General features: G+C 72.9%; 15 protein-coding genes. 4 read left to right on the top strand and 11 right to left on the bottom strand.

All coding sequences use genetic code 11. From position 1 onward, the window contains the following. Nucleotides 1–72: 72 nt before the first annotated feature. The 7 genes from IEZ31_RS50025 to IEZ31_RS49995 all read right to left on the bottom strand — a co-directional run bounded on the left by IEZ31_RS50025 (nt 73) and on the right by IEZ31_RS49995 (nt 6755). A complete protein-coding gene (locus IEZ31_RS50025; protein WP_229837073.1) occupies nt 73–1038 on the bottom strand; it encodes a LacI family DNA-binding transcriptional regulator in 966 nt (321 codons plus the stop codon). Then, nucleotides 1035–1922, bottom strand: a complete 888-nt coding sequence (locus IEZ31_RS50020; protein WP_190257215.1) for an alpha/beta hydrolase — start codon at nt 1920–1922, stop codon at nt 1035–1037. Before IEZ31_RS50020 ends, IEZ31_RS50025 begins: the two co-directional genes overlap by 4 nt. Continuing rightward, nucleotides 1919–2539, bottom strand: coding sequence for a hypothetical protein (locus IEZ31_RS50015; protein WP_190257214.1), 621 nt, complete (start codon nt 2537–2539; stop codon nt 1919–1921). The genes IEZ31_RS50020 and IEZ31_RS50015 overlap by 4 nt, the downstream gene beginning before the upstream one ends. After that, entirely contained in the window at nt 2539–3363 is an 825-nt protein-coding gene (locus IEZ31_RS50010; protein ID WP_190257213.1) for a carbohydrate ABC transporter permease, read from the bottom strand. Before IEZ31_RS50010 ends, IEZ31_RS50015 begins: the two co-directional genes overlap by 1 nt. Beyond that, nucleotides 3360–4328, bottom strand: a complete 969-nt coding sequence (locus IEZ31_RS50005) for a carbohydrate ABC transporter permease (protein WP_190257212.1) — start codon at nt 4326–4328, stop codon at nt 3360–3362. The genes IEZ31_RS50010 and IEZ31_RS50005 overlap by 4 nt, the downstream gene beginning before the upstream one ends. Before the next feature lie 4 nt (nt 4329–4332). Next, the gene (locus tag IEZ31_RS50000; RefSeq protein ID WP_190257211.1) at nt 4333–5649 is read right to left on the bottom strand and encodes an ABC transporter substrate-binding protein; all 1317 of its coding nucleotides are present in this window, start codon (nt 5647–5649) and stop codon (nt 4333–4335) included. A 131-nt stretch (nt 5650–5780) separates the two neighbouring features. Next, nucleotides 5781–6755: a LacI family DNA-binding transcriptional regulator gene (locus IEZ31_RS49995; RefSeq protein WP_190257210.1), complete on the bottom strand. Its 975-nt coding sequence runs from the start codon at nt 6753–6755 to the stop codon at nt 5781–5783. A gap of 503 nt (nt 6756–7258) precedes the next feature. Here IEZ31_RS49995 and IEZ31_RS49990 point away from each other — a divergent pair. Beyond that, nucleotides 7259–9703 (top strand): GH116 family glycosyl hydrolase, encoded by a 2445-nt coding sequence (locus tag IEZ31_RS49990; protein ID WP_190257209.1) that lies wholly within the window; start codon nt 7259–7261, stop codon nt 9701–9703. Nucleotides 9704–9761: 58 nt separating this feature from the next. Here the strand turns inward: IEZ31_RS49990 and IEZ31_RS49985 are convergent, their stop codons facing one another. After that, the gene (locus IEZ31_RS49985) at nt 9762–11903 is read right to left on the bottom strand and encodes an Hsp70 family protein (RefSeq protein WP_190257208.1); all 2142 of its coding nucleotides are present in this window, start codon (nt 11901–11903) and stop codon (nt 9762–9764) included. A gap of 158 nt (nt 11904–12061) precedes the next feature. Then, entirely contained in the window at nt 12062–13189 is a 1128-nt protein-coding gene (locus IEZ31_RS49980) for an FUSC family protein (protein ID WP_190257207.1), read from the bottom strand. A 44-nt stretch (nt 13190–13233) separates the two neighbouring features. Here IEZ31_RS49980 and IEZ31_RS49975 point away from each other — a divergent pair, with 44 nt between their 5' ends. The 3 genes from IEZ31_RS49975 to IEZ31_RS49965 are packed head-to-tail and all read left to right on the top strand — an operon-like array spanning nt 13234 to nt 16296. Next, nucleotides 13234–13953 carry a tyrosine-protein phosphatase gene (locus IEZ31_RS49975; protein ID WP_229837072.1) on the top strand — a complete coding sequence of 240 codons (720 nt, stop codon included), beginning with the start codon at nt 13234–13236 and terminating at the stop codon, nt 13951–13953. Continuing rightward, nucleotides 13950–14933, top strand: a complete 984-nt coding sequence (locus IEZ31_RS49970) for a 2-dehydropantoate 2-reductase (protein ID WP_190257205.1) — start codon at nt 13950–13952, stop codon at nt 14931–14933. The genes IEZ31_RS49975 and IEZ31_RS49970 overlap by 4 nt, the downstream gene beginning before the upstream one ends. A 4-nt stretch (nt 14934–14937) precedes the next feature. After that, entirely contained in the window at nt 14938–16296 is a 1359-nt protein-coding gene (locus IEZ31_RS49965; RefSeq protein WP_190257204.1) for a DUF2252 domain-containing protein, read from the top strand. A gap of 262 nt (nt 16297–16558) precedes the next feature. Here the strand turns inward: IEZ31_RS49965 and IEZ31_RS49960 are convergent, their stop codons facing one another. After that, complete coding sequence (locus tag IEZ31_RS49960) at nt 16559–17452, bottom strand: septum formation family protein (protein ID WP_190257203.1); 894 nt, start codon at nt 17450–17452, stop codon at nt 16559–16561. 317 nt (nt 17453–17769) lie between these two features. Continuing rightward, nucleotides 17770–19176, bottom strand: a complete 1407-nt coding sequence (locus tag IEZ31_RS49955; protein WP_190257202.1) for a glucose-6-phosphate dehydrogenase — start codon at nt 19174–19176, stop codon at nt 17770–17772. Nucleotides 19177–19266: the final 90 nt, after the last annotated feature.

Here is a 19266-nt window from a genome sequence, read left to right as displayed (position 1 = left end):
CTCCGCTTCGCTCCGGCCGCCTGACCACACTGAGCCCATGGTGACCGGCCCCTCCGCTTCGCTCCGGACCGGTCACGAGCCCTCCTTCGCGCGCAGAACGACCGTGCGGGCGGGGCCGCCCGCGCCCGAGATGCGGTCGAGCAGCAGGCCGGCGGCGGCCTCGCCGAGCTCGCGGGCCGGCAGGTCGACGACCCGGATGCCCCGGCGGCCGAACGAGGCGAACGGCAGGTCGCCGAAGACGGCGAGGCCGAAGCCGGGCGGCGTGAGGCCGGCGTCGTGCAGCGCGTCGAGCGCGCCGGCGGCCATGAGGTTGTTGGCGACGACCGCGGCGTCCGGCGGCTCGGGCAGGGCGAGCAGGTCGGCCATCGCGGCGCGGCCGCCGTCGACCCGGTAGTCGGCGTACCGCAGCAGCTCGTGGTCGTCGCGCCCCTGCCGGGCGTGGGTGGCCTGCTGCCAGCCCTCCATCCGCAGCTGCGCTGTCTCGACCGAGCTGGGCCCGGTGATGCACGCGACCCGGCGGAACCCGGCGGCGAACAGCGACTCGGCCGCCGACCGGCCGCCGGCCCGGTTGTCGACGGTGACCGCGTCGATGTCGTTGCGGTGCAGGCTGCGGTCGACGGCGACGACCGGCCGCTTCGCGGCGACGAGCCGCGACACGTCGCTGGCGTCGTCGGCCGGGGCGAGGATCGCGCCGGCCATGTGCTCGGCGAGGACGATGTCGATGTACGTCGACTCACGGCCCGGGTCCTCGTCGGTGTTGCACAGCACGACCGAGTAGCCGGCGGCGCGGGCCCGGTTCTCGACGCCCCGCGCGAGCGCGGTGAAGAACGGGTTCTCGATGTCGGGGATGATGAGGGCGATCACGGCGGAGCGCTGGACGCGCAGCCGCCGGGCGGTGCGGTTCGGGATGAACGACAGCTCCTCGGCGGCGGCGCGGACGAGTCGCTCCGACTCGGCCGAGACGCGGGTGCCGTTCAGGACCCGGCTGACCGTGGCCGGCGACACCCCGGCGCGCGCGGCCACCTCGTAGATCGTCACCAACTCAGGTCCCGGGCCAGGGCGTTGCGACGGCGCTCGACGGCGGCGCGGCTGACGGCGGCGTCCGGGGCGATGCGCTCGAACGCGTGGACGGCGCCGGGCCAGCACTCGAACCGCACCTCGACGCCCGCCGCCTCGAGCCGCGCGGCGTAGGTGACGTCCTCGTCGCGGAACAGGTCGAGCTCGGCGGTGTCGAGGTAGGTGGGCGGGAGACCGGTCAGGTCGGTGGCCCGGGCCGGGGCGGCGTAGGCGTCGGCCGGCCTCCCGTCCAGGTACGCGTTCCAGGCGACGTCGGCGAGGCGCTGGTTCCACACGGGAACGTCCGCCGGTCCGGCGGTGCGGTCGTCGAGCATCGGGTAGTACAGGTGCGCGGCGGCGATCGCGGGGCCGCCCTCGTCGCGGGTGAGCAGGCAGAGCGCCGCGGCCAGGCCGCCGCCCGCGCTGCCGCCGGCCACGACGACCCGCGTGAAGCGCTCGGCGCACCATTCGAGCGCGGCCCGGCAGTCGTGCAGCGGGGCCGGATGCGGGTGCTCGGGCGCGAGCCGATAGTCGACGGCGACGACGCTCGCCCCGAGCGAAGCCGCGAGGTCGCAGCAGAACGCGTCGTCGCCGGCCGCCGTGCCGAGGAACATGCCGCCGCCGTGGATCCACAGGACGCAGGCCGAGCCGGTGCCGTGCACCCGCAGCTCCAGGTCGTCCAGGGCGACGACCCGGGGTGCGACCGCCGCGGCGACCTCGACCCGGAGCCGGTCGTCGATCGCGCGCACCGAGGCGACGTCCAGCGGCGTGGACGGCAGGTGCGGGGTGAGGGTCCCGGCGATGCCCGCGACCAGCTCGGGATCGATCATGGGAACGCTCGGATCGACCTTGGGAAACGGGGTCATGAGCGGGCCTGCACGGCGTCGATCTCGTCCAGCAGCGCGGCCGTCTGGCGGGCGGCGATCGTCAGCACCAGCGGCACCACCACGACGGCGAGCACCCCGGCCGAGGCGACCGCGGCGAAGCCGCCGAGGCAGGCCAGGGCGAGCAGGGTGAAGGCCCAGCCGGGGCGGTACGCGACGAGGATCGCCCCGCCGCGCACCGCCGCCAGCCCGCGCCGCCCGCGCACCGCCCCGTAGGCGAGCGCGGACGGCCCGGCGAGCAGCAGCCCGGCGCCGCACACCGCACCGAACAGTGCGGCGGGGCCGCCACTCACCAGTCCAGCGCCGGCGAGCGTCGCGCCGGCCGCCAGTACCGTGGCCAACACCGCATCGACGTCCCGCAGCTGCGCGACCCGGGCCGCACCGCCGCGGGCCACGGCGGCCGCCATCGACGCGGCGCCGGTGAGCGCGAGCGCGGGCGGCACCGTGGTGAGGGCGAGCAGCCAGGCGGGCAGCCCGGCCGCCACCGCGACCGCGAACGGGGCGGCGGCGAGCGCGGTGACCGCGCCGGCGAGCAGGTTGCGGGGCAGCTCGTGCCAGAAGGCGACGGCCCCGCCCGAGGTGGTGGTCCAGCTGTTCATCAGAGTTTCAGCCCGCTCGACGCGATGGATTGGACGATGTACCGCTGCGCCGCGACGAACACGACGAGGACGGGAACGATGGCCATCGCGATCCCGGCCGCGATCGTGCCGAGCGACCCGGTCGAGAAGCGGCCGGCGAGCAGGACCAGGCCGACGGGCAGGGTCTGCTTCTCGGTGTCGCTGATCATGACCAGGGGCAGCAGGAGGTCGTTCCACCAGTACGTGAAGCACAGGATGCCGAGCGTGGCGAGCGACGGGCCGGACAGCGGCAGGATGACCCGCAGGAAGGTGCGCAGGTGCCCGGCGCCGTCGATGCGGGCCGCCTCCTCCAGCTCCTTCGGCAGCGCCAGGAAGTGCTGGCGCAGCAGGAAGATGCCGAACGCGCTGAAGATGCCGGGCAGGATCAGCGCCCACAGCGTGTTGGTGAGGCCGAGCTTCGACAGTACGAGGAACAGCGGCACGATCGTCACCTGGATCGGGATCATCAGCGAGCCGATGACGACGGCGAACAGCACGCCCTTGCCGCGGAAGTTCAGCCGCGCGAACGCGTAGGCGGCGGTGGAGCAGGTGAGCAGCTGCGCGACCGTGATCGTGGTGGACACGACGATCGAGTTCAGGAAGAAGCGGTAGTACGGGACCTGGTCGGTGACCTTGCCGAAGTTGTCCGCGGTCAGGTTGTCGACGGAGAAGGTCGGCGGCAGGCGGTACAGCTCGGCGTCGGAGCCGGAGAACGCGCCGCGGAAGATCCACAGGAACGGTGCGGTGATGGCGAGCGCCGCGATCCCGAGGACCAGGAACGTCGCCGTGCGCGAGAGAACTCTCATTCGTAGAACGTCCATCTGCGGGAGAGCCGGAACTGGATCGCGGTGAGCACGATGAGGACCAGCGTGAACGTGATGCCGATGGCCGAGGCGTAGCCCAGCTCGAAGTCGCCGAACGCGCGGTCGTAGAGGTACTCGACGATCGTGCGGCTGGCGTCGCCCGGGCCGCCCTGGGTGAGCACCCGCGGCTCGGCGAAGATCTGGAACGAGTTGATGGTGTTGATGACGACCAGGAAGAAGATCGTCGGGGACAGCATCGGGAACGTGATCCGCCAGAACCTCGTCCAGGCGTTGGCCCCGTCGACGACGGCCGCCTCCTTGAGCTGGGCCGGGATCGACTGCAGCCCCGCGATGTACACCAGGATCGAGAACCCGATCGTCTTCCACGAGTTGACGACGATGACCGAGATCGGCGCCCAGGCCGAGGACCCGAGCCAGTCGATGCGGTCAGCGCCTTCAGGGCCCACCAGGCCGAGCAGGTAGTTCACCAGCCCGAGGTCCTTGTTGAGCAGGAACCGCCAGATCAGCGCGACGGCGGAGGCCGACACCACGAACGGGAACAGGAACGACAGCCGGAAGAACGCCCGCAGCCAGCGCGGCATCCGCGCCTCCAGCAGCACCGCGAGGAGCAGGCCGAGGACGACGTTGACGGCGAGGATCACCAGCGCCATGTAGGTCGTGGAGCCGTAGACGCCGAGCAGGCGCTCGTCGTGCACGAGCCGGTCGAAGTTGTCGAGGCCGACGAAGGTGCCGTCGCTGAGCAGGTTCCAGTCGTAGAAGCTCAGGTACAGCACGCCGGCCGTCGGGGCGGCGACGAACACGAGGAACGTCACGATCGAGGGGCTGAGGAAGGCGAGCGCGGGGAGCCCGTCCCTCCGCTTGCGGCGGCCCTGCGGGGCCCGTGGCCCGGGGTCGGCGGCGACCGTGCCGCCGGCCCCGGACCGGGGTGTGGTGCTGCTGATGGTCATGTCTTTAGCAGCTCACGATGCTGTTCAGCTCGTTCTGCATGTTCTTCAGTCCGTCGGACACCGGGGCCTCGCCGGCGAAGATGAGCTGCAGGTGGCGCAGGACGGTCGACTCGAACGCGCTGTACTTCGCGGGGGCGGGGTACGGCACCAGGGTCGGGTACTTGTCGATGCTGTCGTAGTAGAGGTCGGAGTTGGCCGGGGGCACGCCGACCTTCGAGATCGTCTGGGCGACCGAGCGGCGCGACGGGATCGAGTCACCGGGCTTGTCCGCGGTGCCGACGTACTGCTGCTCGATCTCGTTGCTGACCGTGAACTTCTGGTACTCCCAGGCGAGGTCCGGGTTCTTCGACGACTTCAGGATGGGGTAGCCGGCGCCGCCGAAGACGGTCTTGTAGGTGTCGCCCTTGGGGTACAGCTGGATGTCGAACGCCTTGAACCCGGCGGGCAGGAAGGTCGCGATCGGCCAGCGGCCGGCGCCGAACATGGCGACCTGCCCGTTCTGGAACCGGGTGAACACGTCGCTCATCGGCATCGGGGCCGGTGCGATCTGCTCGGTGATGAGGTCCCTGAGGAAGCTCACGGCCTTGTTGACCTGCGGGGAGTCGGCCGTCGGCTTGCACACGTCGTCGCTGGTCAGGTTGCCGCCGGCGTTGGCGACCCAGGGCATGATGCCGGGGAAGATCTCGTTGCTGGCCCAGGTGAAGCCGTACTGGTCGGGCTTGCCGTCGCCGTTGGTGTCGGCGGTGAGCTTCTTGGCCGTGGCCTTGAAGTCCGCCCAGGTCCAGTCGGCCTTCGGCGGGTCGATGCCGGCCTTCTTGAACACGTCCGTGTTGTAGTACACGACCATGTCGTTCCAGCCGTAGGTCAGCGTGACGACGTCGCCCTTGACGGTGAAGCCGTCGATGAGCCCCTTGGCGATGTCGCCGGTGAGGTTCTTCGCCTCGGCGTCCTTCTCGAGGTACTGGTTGATCGGCAGCACGAGCTTGTTGGAGTGCACGAACTGGGCGCCCTCACCGGAGATGACCATGAGGTCGGGGTGCTTGCCGGAGGCGATGAGCGTGGCGACGTTCGCGTAGTAGGTGCCCCAGTTCTCGCCGGTCACGGGGGTGAGCGTGACCTTGACGCCGGGGTGCCCCGCCATGAACTGGTCGGCGGTGGCCTTGTTGCCCGCCTCGGCGGCCGGGCCGTAGTTCCAGTAGACGATCTCCAGCGACTTGTCGCCGTCGGCGGCGGCGTCGTCGCCGGAGCAACCCGCAAGGGCGGAAGCCGCGAGGGCGGCTGTCGCGCACCAGAGCGCGACCTTGCGGAATCGAGTGTTCATAAGCCTGCGTCCCTCTCCGTTGAGAAGCGGTGCGGTGCGCAAAGTGAAGACCAAGAAATCGATTTCGTCAAGCCCTCTGCAGGTCCCGCCCCATGTAGTACCTGATCAGGGAAGTTATGCGCTGATATCGATTACAGCTCGGGAGTCTTGACCTCGGCGCGCAGCACCACGGTGCGCGGCGGCGTGGTGTCGCCGGCGATCCGTTCGAGGAGCATCGACGCCGCGGTGGTGCCGAGGTGGCGGGCCGGCAGCCGGACCTCGACGACGCTGGCCGGGGCGAACGTCAGGAACGGCAGCTCGCCGACGACGGCGAGGCCGAACTCGGCCGGCGCGATACCGGCGGCGGCGAGGGCCTGCAGGGCACCGACGGCCATGAGATTGTTGGTGGTGACGACGGCGTCGGGCGGGGTGTCGAGCGCGAGCAGGGCGGTCATGGCGGCCCGCCCGCCGTCGACGCGGAAGTTCGCGTGCTGCAGGTAGCCGTCGTGCGTGACCGTCTTGCGGGCGGTGACGACCTGCCGCCAGCCCAGGAAGCGGTCCTCGGTCGTCTCGATCCCGGCCGGACCGGCGATGCAGGCGATGCGACGGTACCCCTGGTCGAAGAGCGCGGTCGCCGCCGCGATCCCGGCGGCGCGGTTGTCCACCTTGACGGCGTCGACGGGGTACGGCGTGGTCCGGTCGACGGCCACCACGGGCCGCCCGAGCTCCGCGATGGAGCCCAGGTCGACCTCGTCGGAGGCGGGCGCGAGGATGACCCCGGCCATCTGCTCGGACGCGGCGATGCCGAGGTAGCGCTTCTCCTTGGCGGGGTCCTCGTCGGTGTTGCAGAGCACGACGGAGAAGCCCGACGCCTGGGCGCGGTCCTCGACGCCGCGGGCGAGCGCGGTGAAGAACGGGTTCTCGATGTCGGGGATGAGCAGGGCGACGAGCTCCGAGCTCTGCTTGCGCAGGCGCCGGGCGGTCCTGTTGGGCACGAAGGCGAGCTTGGTGGCGGCGTCGCGGACGGCTCGCTGCTTCTCCTCCGAGACCGTGAGCCCGTTGAAGACGCGCGAGACGGTCGCGGGCGACACCCCGGCGAGCGCCGCAACCTCGTAGATCGTGGCCATGATCCCACACTGTAGTGCGCCCGGGTGGTTGCCCCGGCCGCCTCGCTGCATCGCCTGCCCTGCCGCGCCCGGGTGTCGCACGCTCCGCCTTGTACCGAATTTTCGGATATTTCGGGTGGGCGAGCGAGGCGGTCGGCGGCGGTCGCGCGCGGCCCGCGGCGAGCCCCGACGCGGCGGCCGATGCCGGGCCGCGGAGTGTGGGGTGCGGAGTGCGGGCCGCGGGGTGCGGGGTGCGGGGCGGACTGCAAGCAGCACGGACGGACGGGCCGGGGGCGGCAGGGCCGGGGGCGGGCGGCGCGGCCGGGCGGGGCGGCAGGGCCGGGGCGGGCGGCGCGCGGGCCGCGGGCGGGCGGGCGGGATCGCTCCGCGGAGCCCACGGGGCGGTGCTTGACAGTCGGTGACGGGCTCGTCTAGCTTGTGCGAAATCGATTTCACGGCGCCGGAGCACCGCCGCAGCGAGCGGGGGTTTTCCGGGGGTGGCTTGTGCCCTGAGGAGGCGGTCAGTGAGGCGGTACACCGGGGAGGGCCGGCGCGCGGTGGCGTTTCCGCTCGGCGGGTTCGGCACCGGACACGTGGCCCTCACAGGGGACGGCGCGCTCCGGCAGTGGCAGCTCAGCGGGGTCGCCAACCACCGCGGGTTCCTGCCCGACAGCTTCTTCGCCCTGCGCGTCTCCTCGCTCGAGCCGCCGGACGACGTCGTGCGGCTGCTGCGCAGCGCTCCGGTTCCACCGCATCCCACGCCGGCGCCGAACGTGTCCGACGCCGACGTTCCCGACGCCGGGCAGCTGCCGCCGTGGCCGGCCGTGCAGCGGACCGAGTTCCGGGCGAGCTACCCGTTCGCCGAGGTGACCTACCTCGACGAGGCGCTGCCCGTGGACGTGAGCATGGAGGCGTTCACGCCGTTCGTGCCGCTCGACCACGAGGCCAGCTCGCTGCCGCTCGTGCGGTACCGGTTCACGATCACGAACAGCAGCGCCCAGTTCCGGCACGGGTGGCTGCTCGCGGCGCTGCAGAACGGGGTCGGGTGGGACGGGGTGTCGCCCATCCACGGGACGCGGGGCGCCGGGTACGGGGGGAACGTCAACCGGGTCGTCAGGCGGCCCGGGCAGACCGGGGTCCTCATGGACCACCCGGGGCTGGCCGAGGACGACCCCGCCTACGGCGAGCTGCTGCTGTGGACCGACGGGCCGGCCGCGGTGCTGCCCCGGGCGGCGAGCGCCGAGGCGCTGCTGCGGTTCGTCGAGACGGCGAAGCTGGTGACGCCCGTGCAGCTCGGGGACTACGGCGACGACGCGATCAGGAAAGCCGTCGCCGGGGGCGTGTCGCCGGTGCGGACGCCCAGCGGGCCCAGCCCGGCCGGGCACACCTGGAACGCCGGGGTCGCGGTCGCGTTCGCGCTGCGGCCCGGCGAGACCACCACGATCGACGTCGTGCACGCCTGGTGGTTCCCCAACCGGTACGCGGACTTCGACCGCTTCGGGCCGCAGCAGCCGCGGTACGACGGGAGCAGATTCTGGATCGGGAACCACTATGCGACGCGGTTCGGGGGCGCGCTCGACGTGCTCGACGCGTATCTCGGCGACCGGGAGCGCCTCGACGCGACGAGCCGGGCGTGGGCGGACGCGGTGTCGTCGAGCGACCTGCCCGGGCCGCTGCGCGAGGCGATCTCCGCGCAGGGCACGCTGGTGCGCTCCCCCACGTTCTTCCGCACCGCGGACGGCAAGGTGTACGGGTTCGAGGGCGCGCTGGGCGAGTCGACGCGCAACTGGAACGGCGACGTCGGCGGCTCGTGCCCGCTCAACTGCAACCACGTCTTCAACTACGAGCAGGCCCTGGCGCGGCTCTTCCCGGCGCTCGGGCGCGACATGCGCGAGACCGAGTTCGCGGTGCAGGCGCCGGACGGGACGCTGCCCCACCGGGTGGTGCTCCCGCTGTACCTCCCGCAGCTGCACGGCGTGCCGATCGGCGGGCCGGAGCGCCCGGCGCTCGACGGCATGCTCGGCGCGGTCCTCAAGACGTACCGGTCCGTCCTCGACGGCGCCGGTGAGGCCTGGCTCCGCACACACTGGTCCGCCCTGCGGCACCTCGTGGATCGCATCGCGGCGGTGTGGGACGCCGACGGTGACGGGGTGCTGCAGGGCGACCAGCCCGTCACGTACGACATCAGCCTCCACGGCCCGAACATGTTCGTCGGCGGGCTGTGGCTCGCCGCGCTGCGGGCGATGGAGCGCATGGCGGCGCTGGTGGACCCGCAGGAGGCGGCGGGCTACGCGGAGCGGTTCGCGCTCGGCCGGGACAACTACGACAAGCTGCTGTGGAACGGCGAGTTCTACGCGCAGCCGGTGACCGGCGAGGCGTTCGACTTCGGCAACGGCTGCCTCTCCGACCAGCTGCTCGGCCAGTGGTGGGCGCACCAGCTGGGCCTCGGCCACATCCTGCCCGAGGACCGGGTGCGGACCGCGCTCGCCTCGATCGTGCGGTACAACCTGCGCACCGGCTTCACCGAGCACGGCTATCGCGTGTTCGCGGACGGCGACGAGACGGGCCTGGTCGTGTGCAGCTGGCCGCTCGGGGGCCGGCCGGCGGTGCCGCTGCGGTACTGCGACGAGGTGTGGACGGGCGTGGAGTACCAGGTCGCGGCGCACTGCATCTACGAGGGGCTGACCGACGAGGGGCTCGCCATCGTGTCCGCGCTGCAGGCCCGCCACGACGGGACCCGCCGCAACCCGTTCAACGAGGTCGAGTGCGGCGACCACTACGTGCGGGCGATGGCGGGCTGGTCCCTGCTGGACGCCTGGACCGGCTTCCACCACGACGCGGCGGAAGGTGTGGTACGGGCGGGAGCCCGGCCCGGTCGCTACCCGTTCGTGGCGGGCACGGCGTGGGGCGTGGTGACCGTGGCCCCGGACGGCACGTCGAGCCTGGAGGTCCTCGGCGGCGCGCTCTAGGACGCCGGCGCGGCGAGCTCGGCCAGGACCCGCGGCCACCGCGACCACGGCCGGATCGCTATCCGACGGCGCAGGTTCCGTCCGCGGAGTTCTCCTCCGGCAGGGACCGGGGGACGTTCAGGCGCATCGCGACCTGGTTGTTGTTCTCGTTGGTCTCCGGCGTCTCGTTGCGTGGATCGGCGGTGATGCTGATCCACACCACCTGCCCGAGATACGCGTTCACCCGCTCTTTCGGCACGTCGAGGGTGTAGTAGGAGATCCCGGGTTCGTCGTTGAAGGTGAACTTCGCCATGCCGGTGTCGGGGAAGATCAACTGGACGCGCTCGCCCGGGCTGGCCACCACGTCGACGACGACCCGCTTCGGGCCGGGCTGGTACGCGGGGGTGAACGCCACGCCGATGCTGACCACGCCGTCGCCGTCGACCTGCAGCGCGCAGACCGGGTGCTTGCCGCTGCGGTGCAGCTGGATCGTGATGTCCTGCGTGGGCGGCGATGGCGACGGCGAGCGTGACGGCGACCGCGACGGCGTCGGCGACGAGGTGGCGGTCGCGGTCGGCTGCAGGCCCATCGCGGTGCCGCTCAGCTGCCGGTCGTCCGCCCACGCGCCGGGGAGCGCGACGGCCGCGACGGCGAGGATCACCAGACCGGCGGCCAGCGCCAGCGGCCGGCGACGTCGCGCGAGGTGGGTCAGGAGGCGTGTTCGCGCCCGCGACCCGGTGGGCGGCGGACCGCCCGGGGTCTGCTGTGGTGCGGGCGGCCTGGGGACAGGCGTCGCCGGCGGGCCGGGCGGCGCGGCGACCGGCGGCGGCGACCAGGGCGCGGCGACCGGCGGCGGGGCCCACGACGCGGTGACCGGTGGCGGCGCCGGCGGCCCGGTGACCGGCGGCGGGGCCCACGACGCGGAGGGCGGCGGCGACACCGGCGACGCGGAGAACGGCGGCGACACCGGCGGCGCGGACGGCGGCAGCGACACCGGCGGCCCGGTGACCGGTGCCGGCGGTGCGGCGGCCGGTGGCGGGGCAGGCGAGGCCGGCGCGGGCAACGGCCCCGGCTCAGCGGTCGAAGGTCCCGCGCCGCGCGTCTTCGTGCCGGTCGGGGTGTCCGCCTGGACCGGTGCGGCGGCCGTGGCCTTCGCCGCGACGACCAGGCTGCCGGCGGCGACCGCCAGCTCGGGCTGCTCGGTGAGGGTCGGCGTGACGCCGAGCATCTGATGCAGCATCGTCGCCGCCAGCGGGATCCGGCTGGAGCCGCCGACGAGCAGGACGGCGGCCGGCGTACCGTTGTCGAGGCCGGCCCGGCGCAGCAACGCGCGGGTGGCGCGGACCGTCCGGGCGAGGATGGGCCGGGCGACCGCCTCGAACTGCTCCCGGCCCAGCGGCACCTCGGCCTCGAAGATCGGCACGTGCACGAACGTTGCGCCGTGCCGGGACAGCTCCTCCTTCGCGCCGCGGACCTCGTCCCACAGGGCACGGGAGGCGCGCAGGTCGCCGGGCGTGCGCGGATCGTACAGGCGGGTCCAGCGCGGGTCCTGCGGATACACCTCGGCGTTGATCGCGGCGAGGATCGCGGCGTCGACGTCCAGCCCGCCGGTGTCGGTGAGGCCCTCGCTCGCGAGCACGTCGAAGCCGTCCGCGCCGCGGCGCACGACGGTGACGTCGAAGGTGCCGGCGCCCAGGTCGTAGATGAGGACCGCGCTGCCGACCGGCAGGTCCACCCGGTGGTTGGCCACGAAGTACGCGGCGGCGGCGACCGGCTCGCTGACCAGTTCCGTGCGGGCCATTCCGGCCCGGGCGGCCGCGTCGAGCAGCAACTGCAGCCGGCGCGGTCCCCACGACACCGGATGGGTCAGTACCACCCTTTTCGGCGCCGCCCCGGCCATTTCTATCGCACTGGCGAGAACGCGGCGCAGCACCGCGGCGAACAGCGCCTCGACGGCGATTTCCGTGTTGTCGAGCAGTACCGTGCCGTCGTCGACGCAACGCTTGGGATGCGGCTCGAAGGACTGCGGGTTGCCCAGCGCCCGCCGGCGCGCGTCGTAGCCGGTCAGGACCACCCCGGCCGCGGACTCCACGAAGACCGCGGAGGGCAGGATCGGGGCGCCGTCGAAGAGCACCTGCCGAACGTGACCGTCGTCGCCGCGCAGCACGGCCACCGTGTTCGACGTTCCGAAATCAACGCCAAGTTCGAGGTCTCCCGACACGCCCGCAGTCTAGACACCCGGCACCTTTCGCACAGGTCGGGAAATCCGCCGGTGGCCCGCTCGGATTGCGACGGGCGCGGGAAAGAAACCGGCGCGGAAAATGCGACGGCCGGCGACCGGCCCCGGCCAAAAGGATGAACCGCTCCGGCTGCGTCGACCTAGCCGGGGTCCCGCCGCGGCAGGTCGTCCAGGTCGACGAGCGCCTCCGGGTCCTGCGCCGCGTCCTGGCGGAGCTGGTCGAGGCGGCCGAGCAGGGTCACCGAGTCGAGCACGGCGAGGGCCGTCGGGAACACCGTGTGCACCCGCTGCACGGCGGCGCTGAGCGCCTCGCGCAGCGAGGTGTCGTCGGGCGACTCGCCGGCCAGCCGCGCGGCGAGCAGGTCGGCGGTCGCCCCGAGCAGGGCGCGCAGCGTGTCGCGGTCGAGGGCCGGCGGGTGGCCGGGGCGGTCGTAGAGGCGGTCGACGGCGAGGGACACCGCGCGGACCTGGGTGGTGATCCGCACCAGCCACAGATCCTCGCCCCGGGCGTCGTCGAGGTCGCGGCGCAGGCGACCGGCGACGACGTTGAGCACGGTCGTCTCCTCCACCCCGGCGAGCGCGGCGGTCGCCTCGGCGCCCAGGTCGCCGAGGCGGCGGGACTTCGCGATCCAGTCGTGGCGGGCGCCCGCTTCGAGGGTCTCCCCGGCCCGGGCGTGCAGCTCGTCGGCGATGTCGCGCAGGACCTGCACGCAGGCCGCGCCCCAGGCGTCCAGCGAGCGGCGGATCAGGTGCAGCCGCGGGCGCTCGGGGACGACGATCGCGACGACCAGCCCGACGACGCTGCCGAGGGCGACGTCGGCGAAGCGCCACTGGCCGTAGCCCTGGGCCATCGGGGTGAGGACGAGCACGGCGAGGGTGGCGATGGTGAGCTGGTTGCGGGCGAGCGGGGTGTTCGTGACCTGCCGGGCCACGACGAGCGCGACGAACGCGGCGGCGGCGAGCGACCACCAGGTCAGGCCGAGCAGCTTGACCCAGGCGATGGCCAGGGCGGTGCCGACGAGGTTGGCGAAGAGCAGCTGCGCGCCGGTGGCGATCGAGCCGTAGACGCTGGCCTGCAGGGTGAGCACCGCCACGACCGGGGCGAACAGCACGGCCACGTTGTCGCCGAACTGCCGGGCCAGGACCCACGCGAGGGTCGCCGCGACCGTGGTCTTCACCACGGTCAGCCAGCTCGGTTTGCTCTTCGGCACGCTGGTCAGCAGGGCTCCGAGCGGCTCCGTGACCACCGCCCGGCGTTTGCGCTCCACGTGGGGACAACCTACCCGTCCGCCGGGGGCACTATCGTCGCGTGGTGCGGAACTATGACCACCCCAACCTGTTCAACTTCCGCGACCTGGGCGGCTACGCCGGCCACGAGGGCCGGACGGTCCGCTGGCGCCGGCTGTTCCGGTCCGACTCGCTGAGCCGCATCGACCCCGCCGACGCCGGCTCGTTCACGGCGCTCGGCGTGCGGACCGTCATCGACCTGCGCCGGCCGCGGGAGATCGACCGTGACGGGCGCATCCACGCCTTCCCCGGGCTCACCTACCACCACATCAGCCCCGTCCACGCCGAGTGGGAGGAGGCACCCGCCGGCGGCGAGCTCAGCGACGCGCGCTGGCTCGCCGACCGGTACCTCGACCTCGCCGAGCACGGCCGCGCGGCGATCGTCGCCGCGGTCGGCGTCATCGCCGACGCCGGGAACGCGCCGGTCGTGGTGCACTGCGTCGCCGGCAAGGACCGCACCGGCGTCGTGTCCGGGATCACCCTGGCGGCGCTGGGCGTCGACGACGCGGTCGTGGCCGAGGACTACGCGCTGACGACCGCGGCGACCGAGCGGTCGATGGCGTACTGGCGGGGGACCAACCCGGGCATCGCCGGCATGCCGGCCCGGTGGCTCGCGTCGCCGGCCGAGACGATGCTGCTGTTCCTGGCCGAGGTGCGGGCCCGCTACGGGTCGCTCGACGCGTACCTCGGCGACCCGTCCCTCGCCGCCAGGCTGCGGGAACACCTGCTGGAGGACGGCTCGTGACCCGGGTCGCGGTCGTGGGCGCCGGGGCCGTCGGCGGGGTCATCGGGGTCCGGCTGGCCGCCGCCGGGCACGAGACGTCGGTGCTGGCCCGCGGCGCCACCCTGGCGGCGATCCGGTCCGGGGGCTGGCGGCTGCACACGGCCGCCGGCACCGTCACCGTGGGCAACGTCACGGCCGGCGACGACCCGGCCGCGCTCGGGCCGCAGGACGTGGTCTTCCTCACCGTGAAGGCGCACGCGCTGCCCGGGCTGGCGCCGAGCCTGGCTCCGCTGCTCGGCCCGGACACCGTCGTGGTGCCGGCGCTCAACGGGGTGCCGTGGTGGTTCTTCGACGGCCTCGGCGGGCCGCACGACGGGCTGCGGCTGCACGCCGTCGACCCCGGCGGGTCCGTCGCCGGCACCCTCGGTACCCACCGGATCCTCGGCTGCGTCGTGCACCTCAGCGCGAGCGTCCCGGCGCCCGGGGAGGTGCGGCTGGCGGCGGGCGACGGCCTGATCCTCGGCGAGCCGGGCGGCGGCGACAGCGAGCGGCTGCGGCGGACCGCGGCGCTGCTCGACGGGTTCACGGTCACGCTGTCCGACCGGATCCAGCGGGACATCTGGTACAAACTCTGGGGAAACATGACCGTCAACCCCATCTCCGCCCTCACCGGCGCCACCGCCGACAAGATCCTCGACGACGAGCTCGTCAACGGGTTCTCGCACGCGGTGATGCGGGAGGCGGCGGCGATCGGGGCGCGGATCGGCTGCCCGATCGAGCAGAGCCCGGCCGACCGCAACGCCGTCACGCGGCGCCTCGGCGCGTTCAAGACGTCGATGCTGCAGGACGCGGAGGCGGGCCGGCCGATCGAGCTCGACGCGATGCTCACCGCCGTGCGGGAGATCGCCGGCGCGGTCGGTGTTCCGACACCGGCGCTGGACGCGCTGCTGGGTGTGACCAGGCTCGCGGCCCGGGAACGTGGCCTGTACCCGTTACCGTGAGGGGATGATCGGCTCCACAGGGTGGGCGGCCCCCACCGCGTTGCGCGAGGACGGGACCGCCCGCCGCACCCGGGTCCCCGTCAAGCTGCTCACCGCGTTCGAGCCCGTCGAGCGGGACCCGGTGGCCATCGTGACCGCCACCAACCCCGAGCGCGTGCCCGACCTGGTGCCGATCCGCCACGGCCGCATGATCACCTCGCCGTTCGCGTTCCTGCGCGGCTCCGCCGCCGTCATGGCCGCCGACCTGGCCCGGGGCGCCGACACCGGCCTGCACGGGCACATCTGCGGCGACGCGCACGCCGCCAACTTCGGCCTGTACGCGTCGCCCGAGCGCCGCCAGGTGATGGACGTCAACGACTTCGACGAGACGGCGGTCGGACCGTGGGACTGGGACCTCAAGCGCCTCGTCACGAGCCTGGTCAGCGCCGGCCGGGAGGCGGGCCTGCCGGACGGCGAGTGCCGCACCGCCGCGCGTGACTGCGCCCGGGGGTACCGCACGGCGATCCGCGAGCTCGCCGACATGCCGCTGCTCGACGCGTACTACCTCACGACCGACCACTCGACGCTGGAGCACTACGGCATCGGCGACCTCGTCGACACGTTCGACCGGGTGCGCAGGAAGGCGCGCAAGAACACGAGCCGGCGGGTGGCCGAGAAGTTCACCGCCCGGCTCGACCACGACGCCTGGCGGTTCACGCCCGACCCGCCGATCCTGGTCCCGCTCGACTCCACCGACGCGTTCCCGGTGATCGAGGGCCTCGAGTCGTACGCCGGGACGCTGGAAGAGGAGATCCGCACCCTGTTCGGGCGGTACGCCGTGGTCGACGTCGCCCACCGCATCGTGGGGCTCGGCAGCGTCGGGTACCGCAGCTACGTCGTCCTGCTGCACGGCAACGGCGACGAGGCGCTGGTCCTGCAGGTGAAGCAGGCCCGGGCCTCGGCCCTCGCCCCGTACCTGCCGCCGGCCCCCGAGCAGCACCCCGGCGAGCGCGTGGTGCGCGGCCAGCGCTGGATGCAGACCGTGAGCGATGTGCTGCTGGGCTGGACGACGATCGATTCGCGGCCGTACCTCGTGCGCCAGTTCCGCGACATGAAGGGCTCGATCGACCCGACGACCCTGCGCGCCGGGCAGCTCGACGACTACGCCCGCGTCGTCGGCGTGGTCCTGGCGCGGGCCCACGCGCAGTCGATCGACCCGCGGATCCTGGACGGCTACTGCGCCCCGGCGCCGGAGGACGGCGAGGAGTTCGACGAGGCGTTCGCGTCGTTCGCCGTCGCCTACGCCGACCAGACGGAGGCCGACCACGCGGCGCTTGCCGCGGCCGTGACGTCGGGTGCGCTGCCGGCCGTGACCGGGGTCTAGGTTCGGCCTGCACGGAGCGCGGCGTCGGGTGCGCTGCCGGCCGTGACCGGGGTCTAGGTTCGGCCTGCACGGAGCGCGGCGTCGGGCCGGCGGTGCTGTGCGGTGCTCGTTGCGTTGCACGGGCCGGCTGGTGAGCGTTGCCGGCCCGGCGAGACCCCGGTCGTGTGCACTGGCCGGCTGGTGAGCGTTGCCGGCGAGACCCCGGTCGTGTTCGACCTGGCCGACGCCCGTCTCGACCCGGTGCCCGACGGCCTCCGCACGCTCAGATGGCGATGTTGCCGGCGCCCTTGAGCGAGCGGGAGATCTTCTTCTTGTCGATCATCGCGTAGCAGCGGGCCGTGCGGTTGCCGGCCTTCCACTCGGCCTGGCTGGCCATCATCCAGTACCCGTACAGCAGCGCCTTCTGCTTCGCGAAGTGGCTCGCCGACATCCCGATGTACGACATCAGCTGCTGCTCGCAGACGTCGCTGAACGCCGACTCGAGGGTCTTGCCGTCCGACGGGTACGTCGTGGTCTTGGCGTTGACGACCCCGACGAACTCGACGTCGTGCGGCGCGGTGCACGAGGCCGGGCTGATGTCGTCCCAGGCGCCGTTGCTGTCGAGCCCGACGATCGCGCCGCAGGTGAGGGCCAGCTCGCCGCCCGCCTTCAGGGTGTCCTTGAACGTCTCCCTGCGCGGCTCGAGCGTGCCGAGCTCGGTGCGCAGCGCGACGACGTCGCAGCGGAAGAACCGGCCGCCGCCGGCCCACTGGGCCTTGGTCGGCGTCTGCACCAGCAGGTGGACGCGCCCGGCCTGCCAGGCGTTGCCGAGATACGTCTTCGCGGCCCCGTCGCACTCGGCGTAGGCCTTGGCGAGACTGCCCTCGGTCGGCGGCAGCGTCCCGTCGGCCTCGTTGCCGGTGAAGTGGCCCACGTGGACGGTCTCGAACATGTGCTGCATCTCGCAGGGCATCTGGGTGAGGCGCGTGGGCACGACGTCGTCGAGCTGCGAGACGTCGGTGTTCCAGCAGTCCCCCTCGGCCGGCTCGGGCACCTTGGCCTCGGCCATCATCGCCCAGTCGTCGACGAGGTCCTTGTCGACCCCGGCGGGCGTCGCGCACCCACCGGCCGCGCCGAGCACGGCCACGGCGACCGCCGCGAGCACAAACCTTCGCATTCCTGCTGCCTCCCCCGCGAAACGTGCGAAGGCAGCATGCCAAGCCTCAATGCATCCGGCAATCAACCGAACAGTTGACCTTGCCCCTTTTTGCCGTCTTGTCGCGGCCACCCTGTGTTATGGGCGCTGCTGCGTTCGTTGTGGGCGCCGCTGCGTTCGCAGCCTTCACAGCTTCGCGGTCTTCGCCGTCTTCGCCGTCTTCGAGGTCTTCGCCGTCTTCGGGGCCTTCGCCGTCTTCGGGGCCTTCGCGGCTTTCGCTGCCCTCGCTGCCCTCGCTGCCCTCGCTGCCCTCGCTGCCCTCGCTGCCCTCGCTGCCTTCATTGTCCGAGCAGCCAGCGGTGCGGAGCGGCCAGCTTGCGGGCCTGGGCGGGCCCCCACGAACCCTGCGCGTACACCGCCGGCCGCGGCCGGGCGTCGAGCAGCGGCTGTGCCACCTTCCACACGGCCGCCAGACCGTCCGGCCGCGTGAACAGCGACCGGTCGCCGAGCAGAGCGTCGTGGATGAGCCGGACGTACGGCGGCAGCGGGTCGGCATCCGGCAACGCCCCGAGCGGCAGCGCCGCGGTCGCCGGCTCCACGTCGAGCGCGACGCCGGGCCGCTTGGCCAGCAGATCGACGTCGATCTCGCCGGCGCCGGAGAGCGAGAACGACAGGACGTTCGTCTGTTGCGGCAGGGTCGTGAACGGACAGCCCGGCGTGCGCAGCACGATGCTCACCCGCTGCGCACTCGTCGCCATCCGCTTCCCGGTGCGCAGCAGGAACGGCACGTCCCGCCAGCGGGAGTTGTCGATCCACAGCCGCGCGGCGACGAACGTGTCGGTGCGGGAGCGGGCCGCGACCCCGGGCACGTCGCGGTACCCGGTGAACTGCCCGAGCACCACCTCGGCCGGATTCAGCGGCCGGAACGCTCGGATGACCCGCTCCCGGGCCGCCTGGAGCCCGTCGGCGTCGAGGCTGGCGGGCGGTTCCATGGCGACCTCGGCGGCGACCTGGAAGAGGTGGGTGACCAGCATGTCGAGCACGGCGCCGGTGGCGTCGTAGAACCCGGCCCGGTCCGCGATCCCGAGATCCTCGGGCACGTCGATCTGCACGCTCTCGATGTGGCGCCGGTTCCACATGGCCCCGAACAGTTCGTTGGCGAACCGCAGTACATGCAGGTTCTGGGTCGCTTCTTTCCCGAGGAAGTGGTCGATCCGGTACACCTGGGACTCGTCGAGCACCCGTTGCACGGTGCGGTTCAGCCGCCGGAACGACTCCGGCGAGGTGCCGAATGGCTTCTCGTACACCACGCGGGCCCGCTGCGTGAGTCCGTGCGCGCCGAGCGCCTGCGTCAGCGGCCCGAACGCGACGGGCGGCACGGCCAGGTAGTGGACGAGCTGCGCGTCCCGCCCGACCTTCGCCCGGGCGTGCTCGAGCACCTCGCGCAGACTGCCGGGGTTGTCGCCGGAGAACCCTCCGCCGGCGAAGTACAGCCGCCGCTCGAACTCCCGCCAGGTGCGCTGCGGCAGGTGCGGCCCGAACTTGTCGAGCGCCTCCCGGACGTGCTCCCGGAACTCCTCGTGCGAGATGTCGCCACGCCCGTTCCCGACGAGCGCCCAGTCCTTGGGCAGCAGCTCTCCGGCGGCGAGCGTGGCGAACGCGGGCAGCACCATCCGCTTCGCGAGGTCGCCGGTCGCCCCGAAGAGCACGAACACGGTGGGCCCTGGACGGTCCGAGGTCGCCATGCCCCCACCGTATGGTCACCGGGCTCCCCCGACCGGCTCGTCACCCACCCCGCCACCCGCTGGGCGCCGAACTCCCACCCTCGTTACCGT

This window comes from Dactylosporangium sucinum (assembly GCF_014647515.1).
In the GTDB taxonomy this organism is placed as follows: Bacteria; Actinomycetota; Actinomycetes; order Mycobacteriales; family Micromonosporaceae; genus Dactylosporangium; species Dactylosporangium sucinum.
The sequence above is the reverse complement of the archived record's forward strand: the minus strand, read 5'-3'. Positions and strand labels throughout refer to the sequence as shown.

Excerpts from the sequence above, each read along its gene's own strand:
- IEZ31_RS50020 (WP_190257215.1), bottom strand. The coding sequence starts at position 1,922 with ATGACCCCGTTTCCCAAGGTCGATCCGAGCGTTCCCATGATCGATCCC.
- IEZ31_RS50015 (WP_190257214.1), bottom strand. The coding sequence starts at position 2,539 with ATGAACAGCTGGACCACCACCTCGGGCGGGGCCGTCGCCTTCTGGCAC.
- IEZ31_RS50010 (WP_190257213.1), bottom strand. The coding sequence starts at position 3,363 with ATGAGAGTTCTCTCGCGCACGGCGACGTTCCTGGTCCTCGGGATCGCG.
- IEZ31_RS50005 (WP_190257212.1), bottom strand. The coding sequence starts at position 4,328 with ATGACCATCAGCAGCACCACACCCCGGTCCGGGGCCGGCGGCACGGTC.
- IEZ31_RS50000 (WP_190257211.1), bottom strand. The coding sequence starts at position 5,649 with ATGAACACTCGATTCCGCAAGGTCGCGCTCTGGTGCGCGACAGCCGCC.
- IEZ31_RS49995 (WP_190257210.1), bottom strand. The coding sequence starts at position 6,755 with ATGGCCACGATCTACGAGGTTGCGGCGCTCGCCGGGGTGTCGCCCGCG.
- IEZ31_RS49965 (WP_190257204.1), top strand. The coding sequence starts at position 14,938 with ATGATCGGCTCCACAGGGTGGGCGGCCCCCACCGCGTTGCGCGAGGAC.
- IEZ31_RS49960 (WP_190257203.1), bottom strand. The coding sequence starts at position 17,452 with ATGCGAAGGTTTGTGCTCGCGGCGGTCGCCGTGGCCGTGCTCGGCGCG.
- IEZ31_RS49955 (WP_190257202.1), bottom strand. The coding sequence starts at position 19,176 with ATGGCGACCTCGGACCGTCCAGGGCCCACCGTGTTCGTGCTCTTCGGG.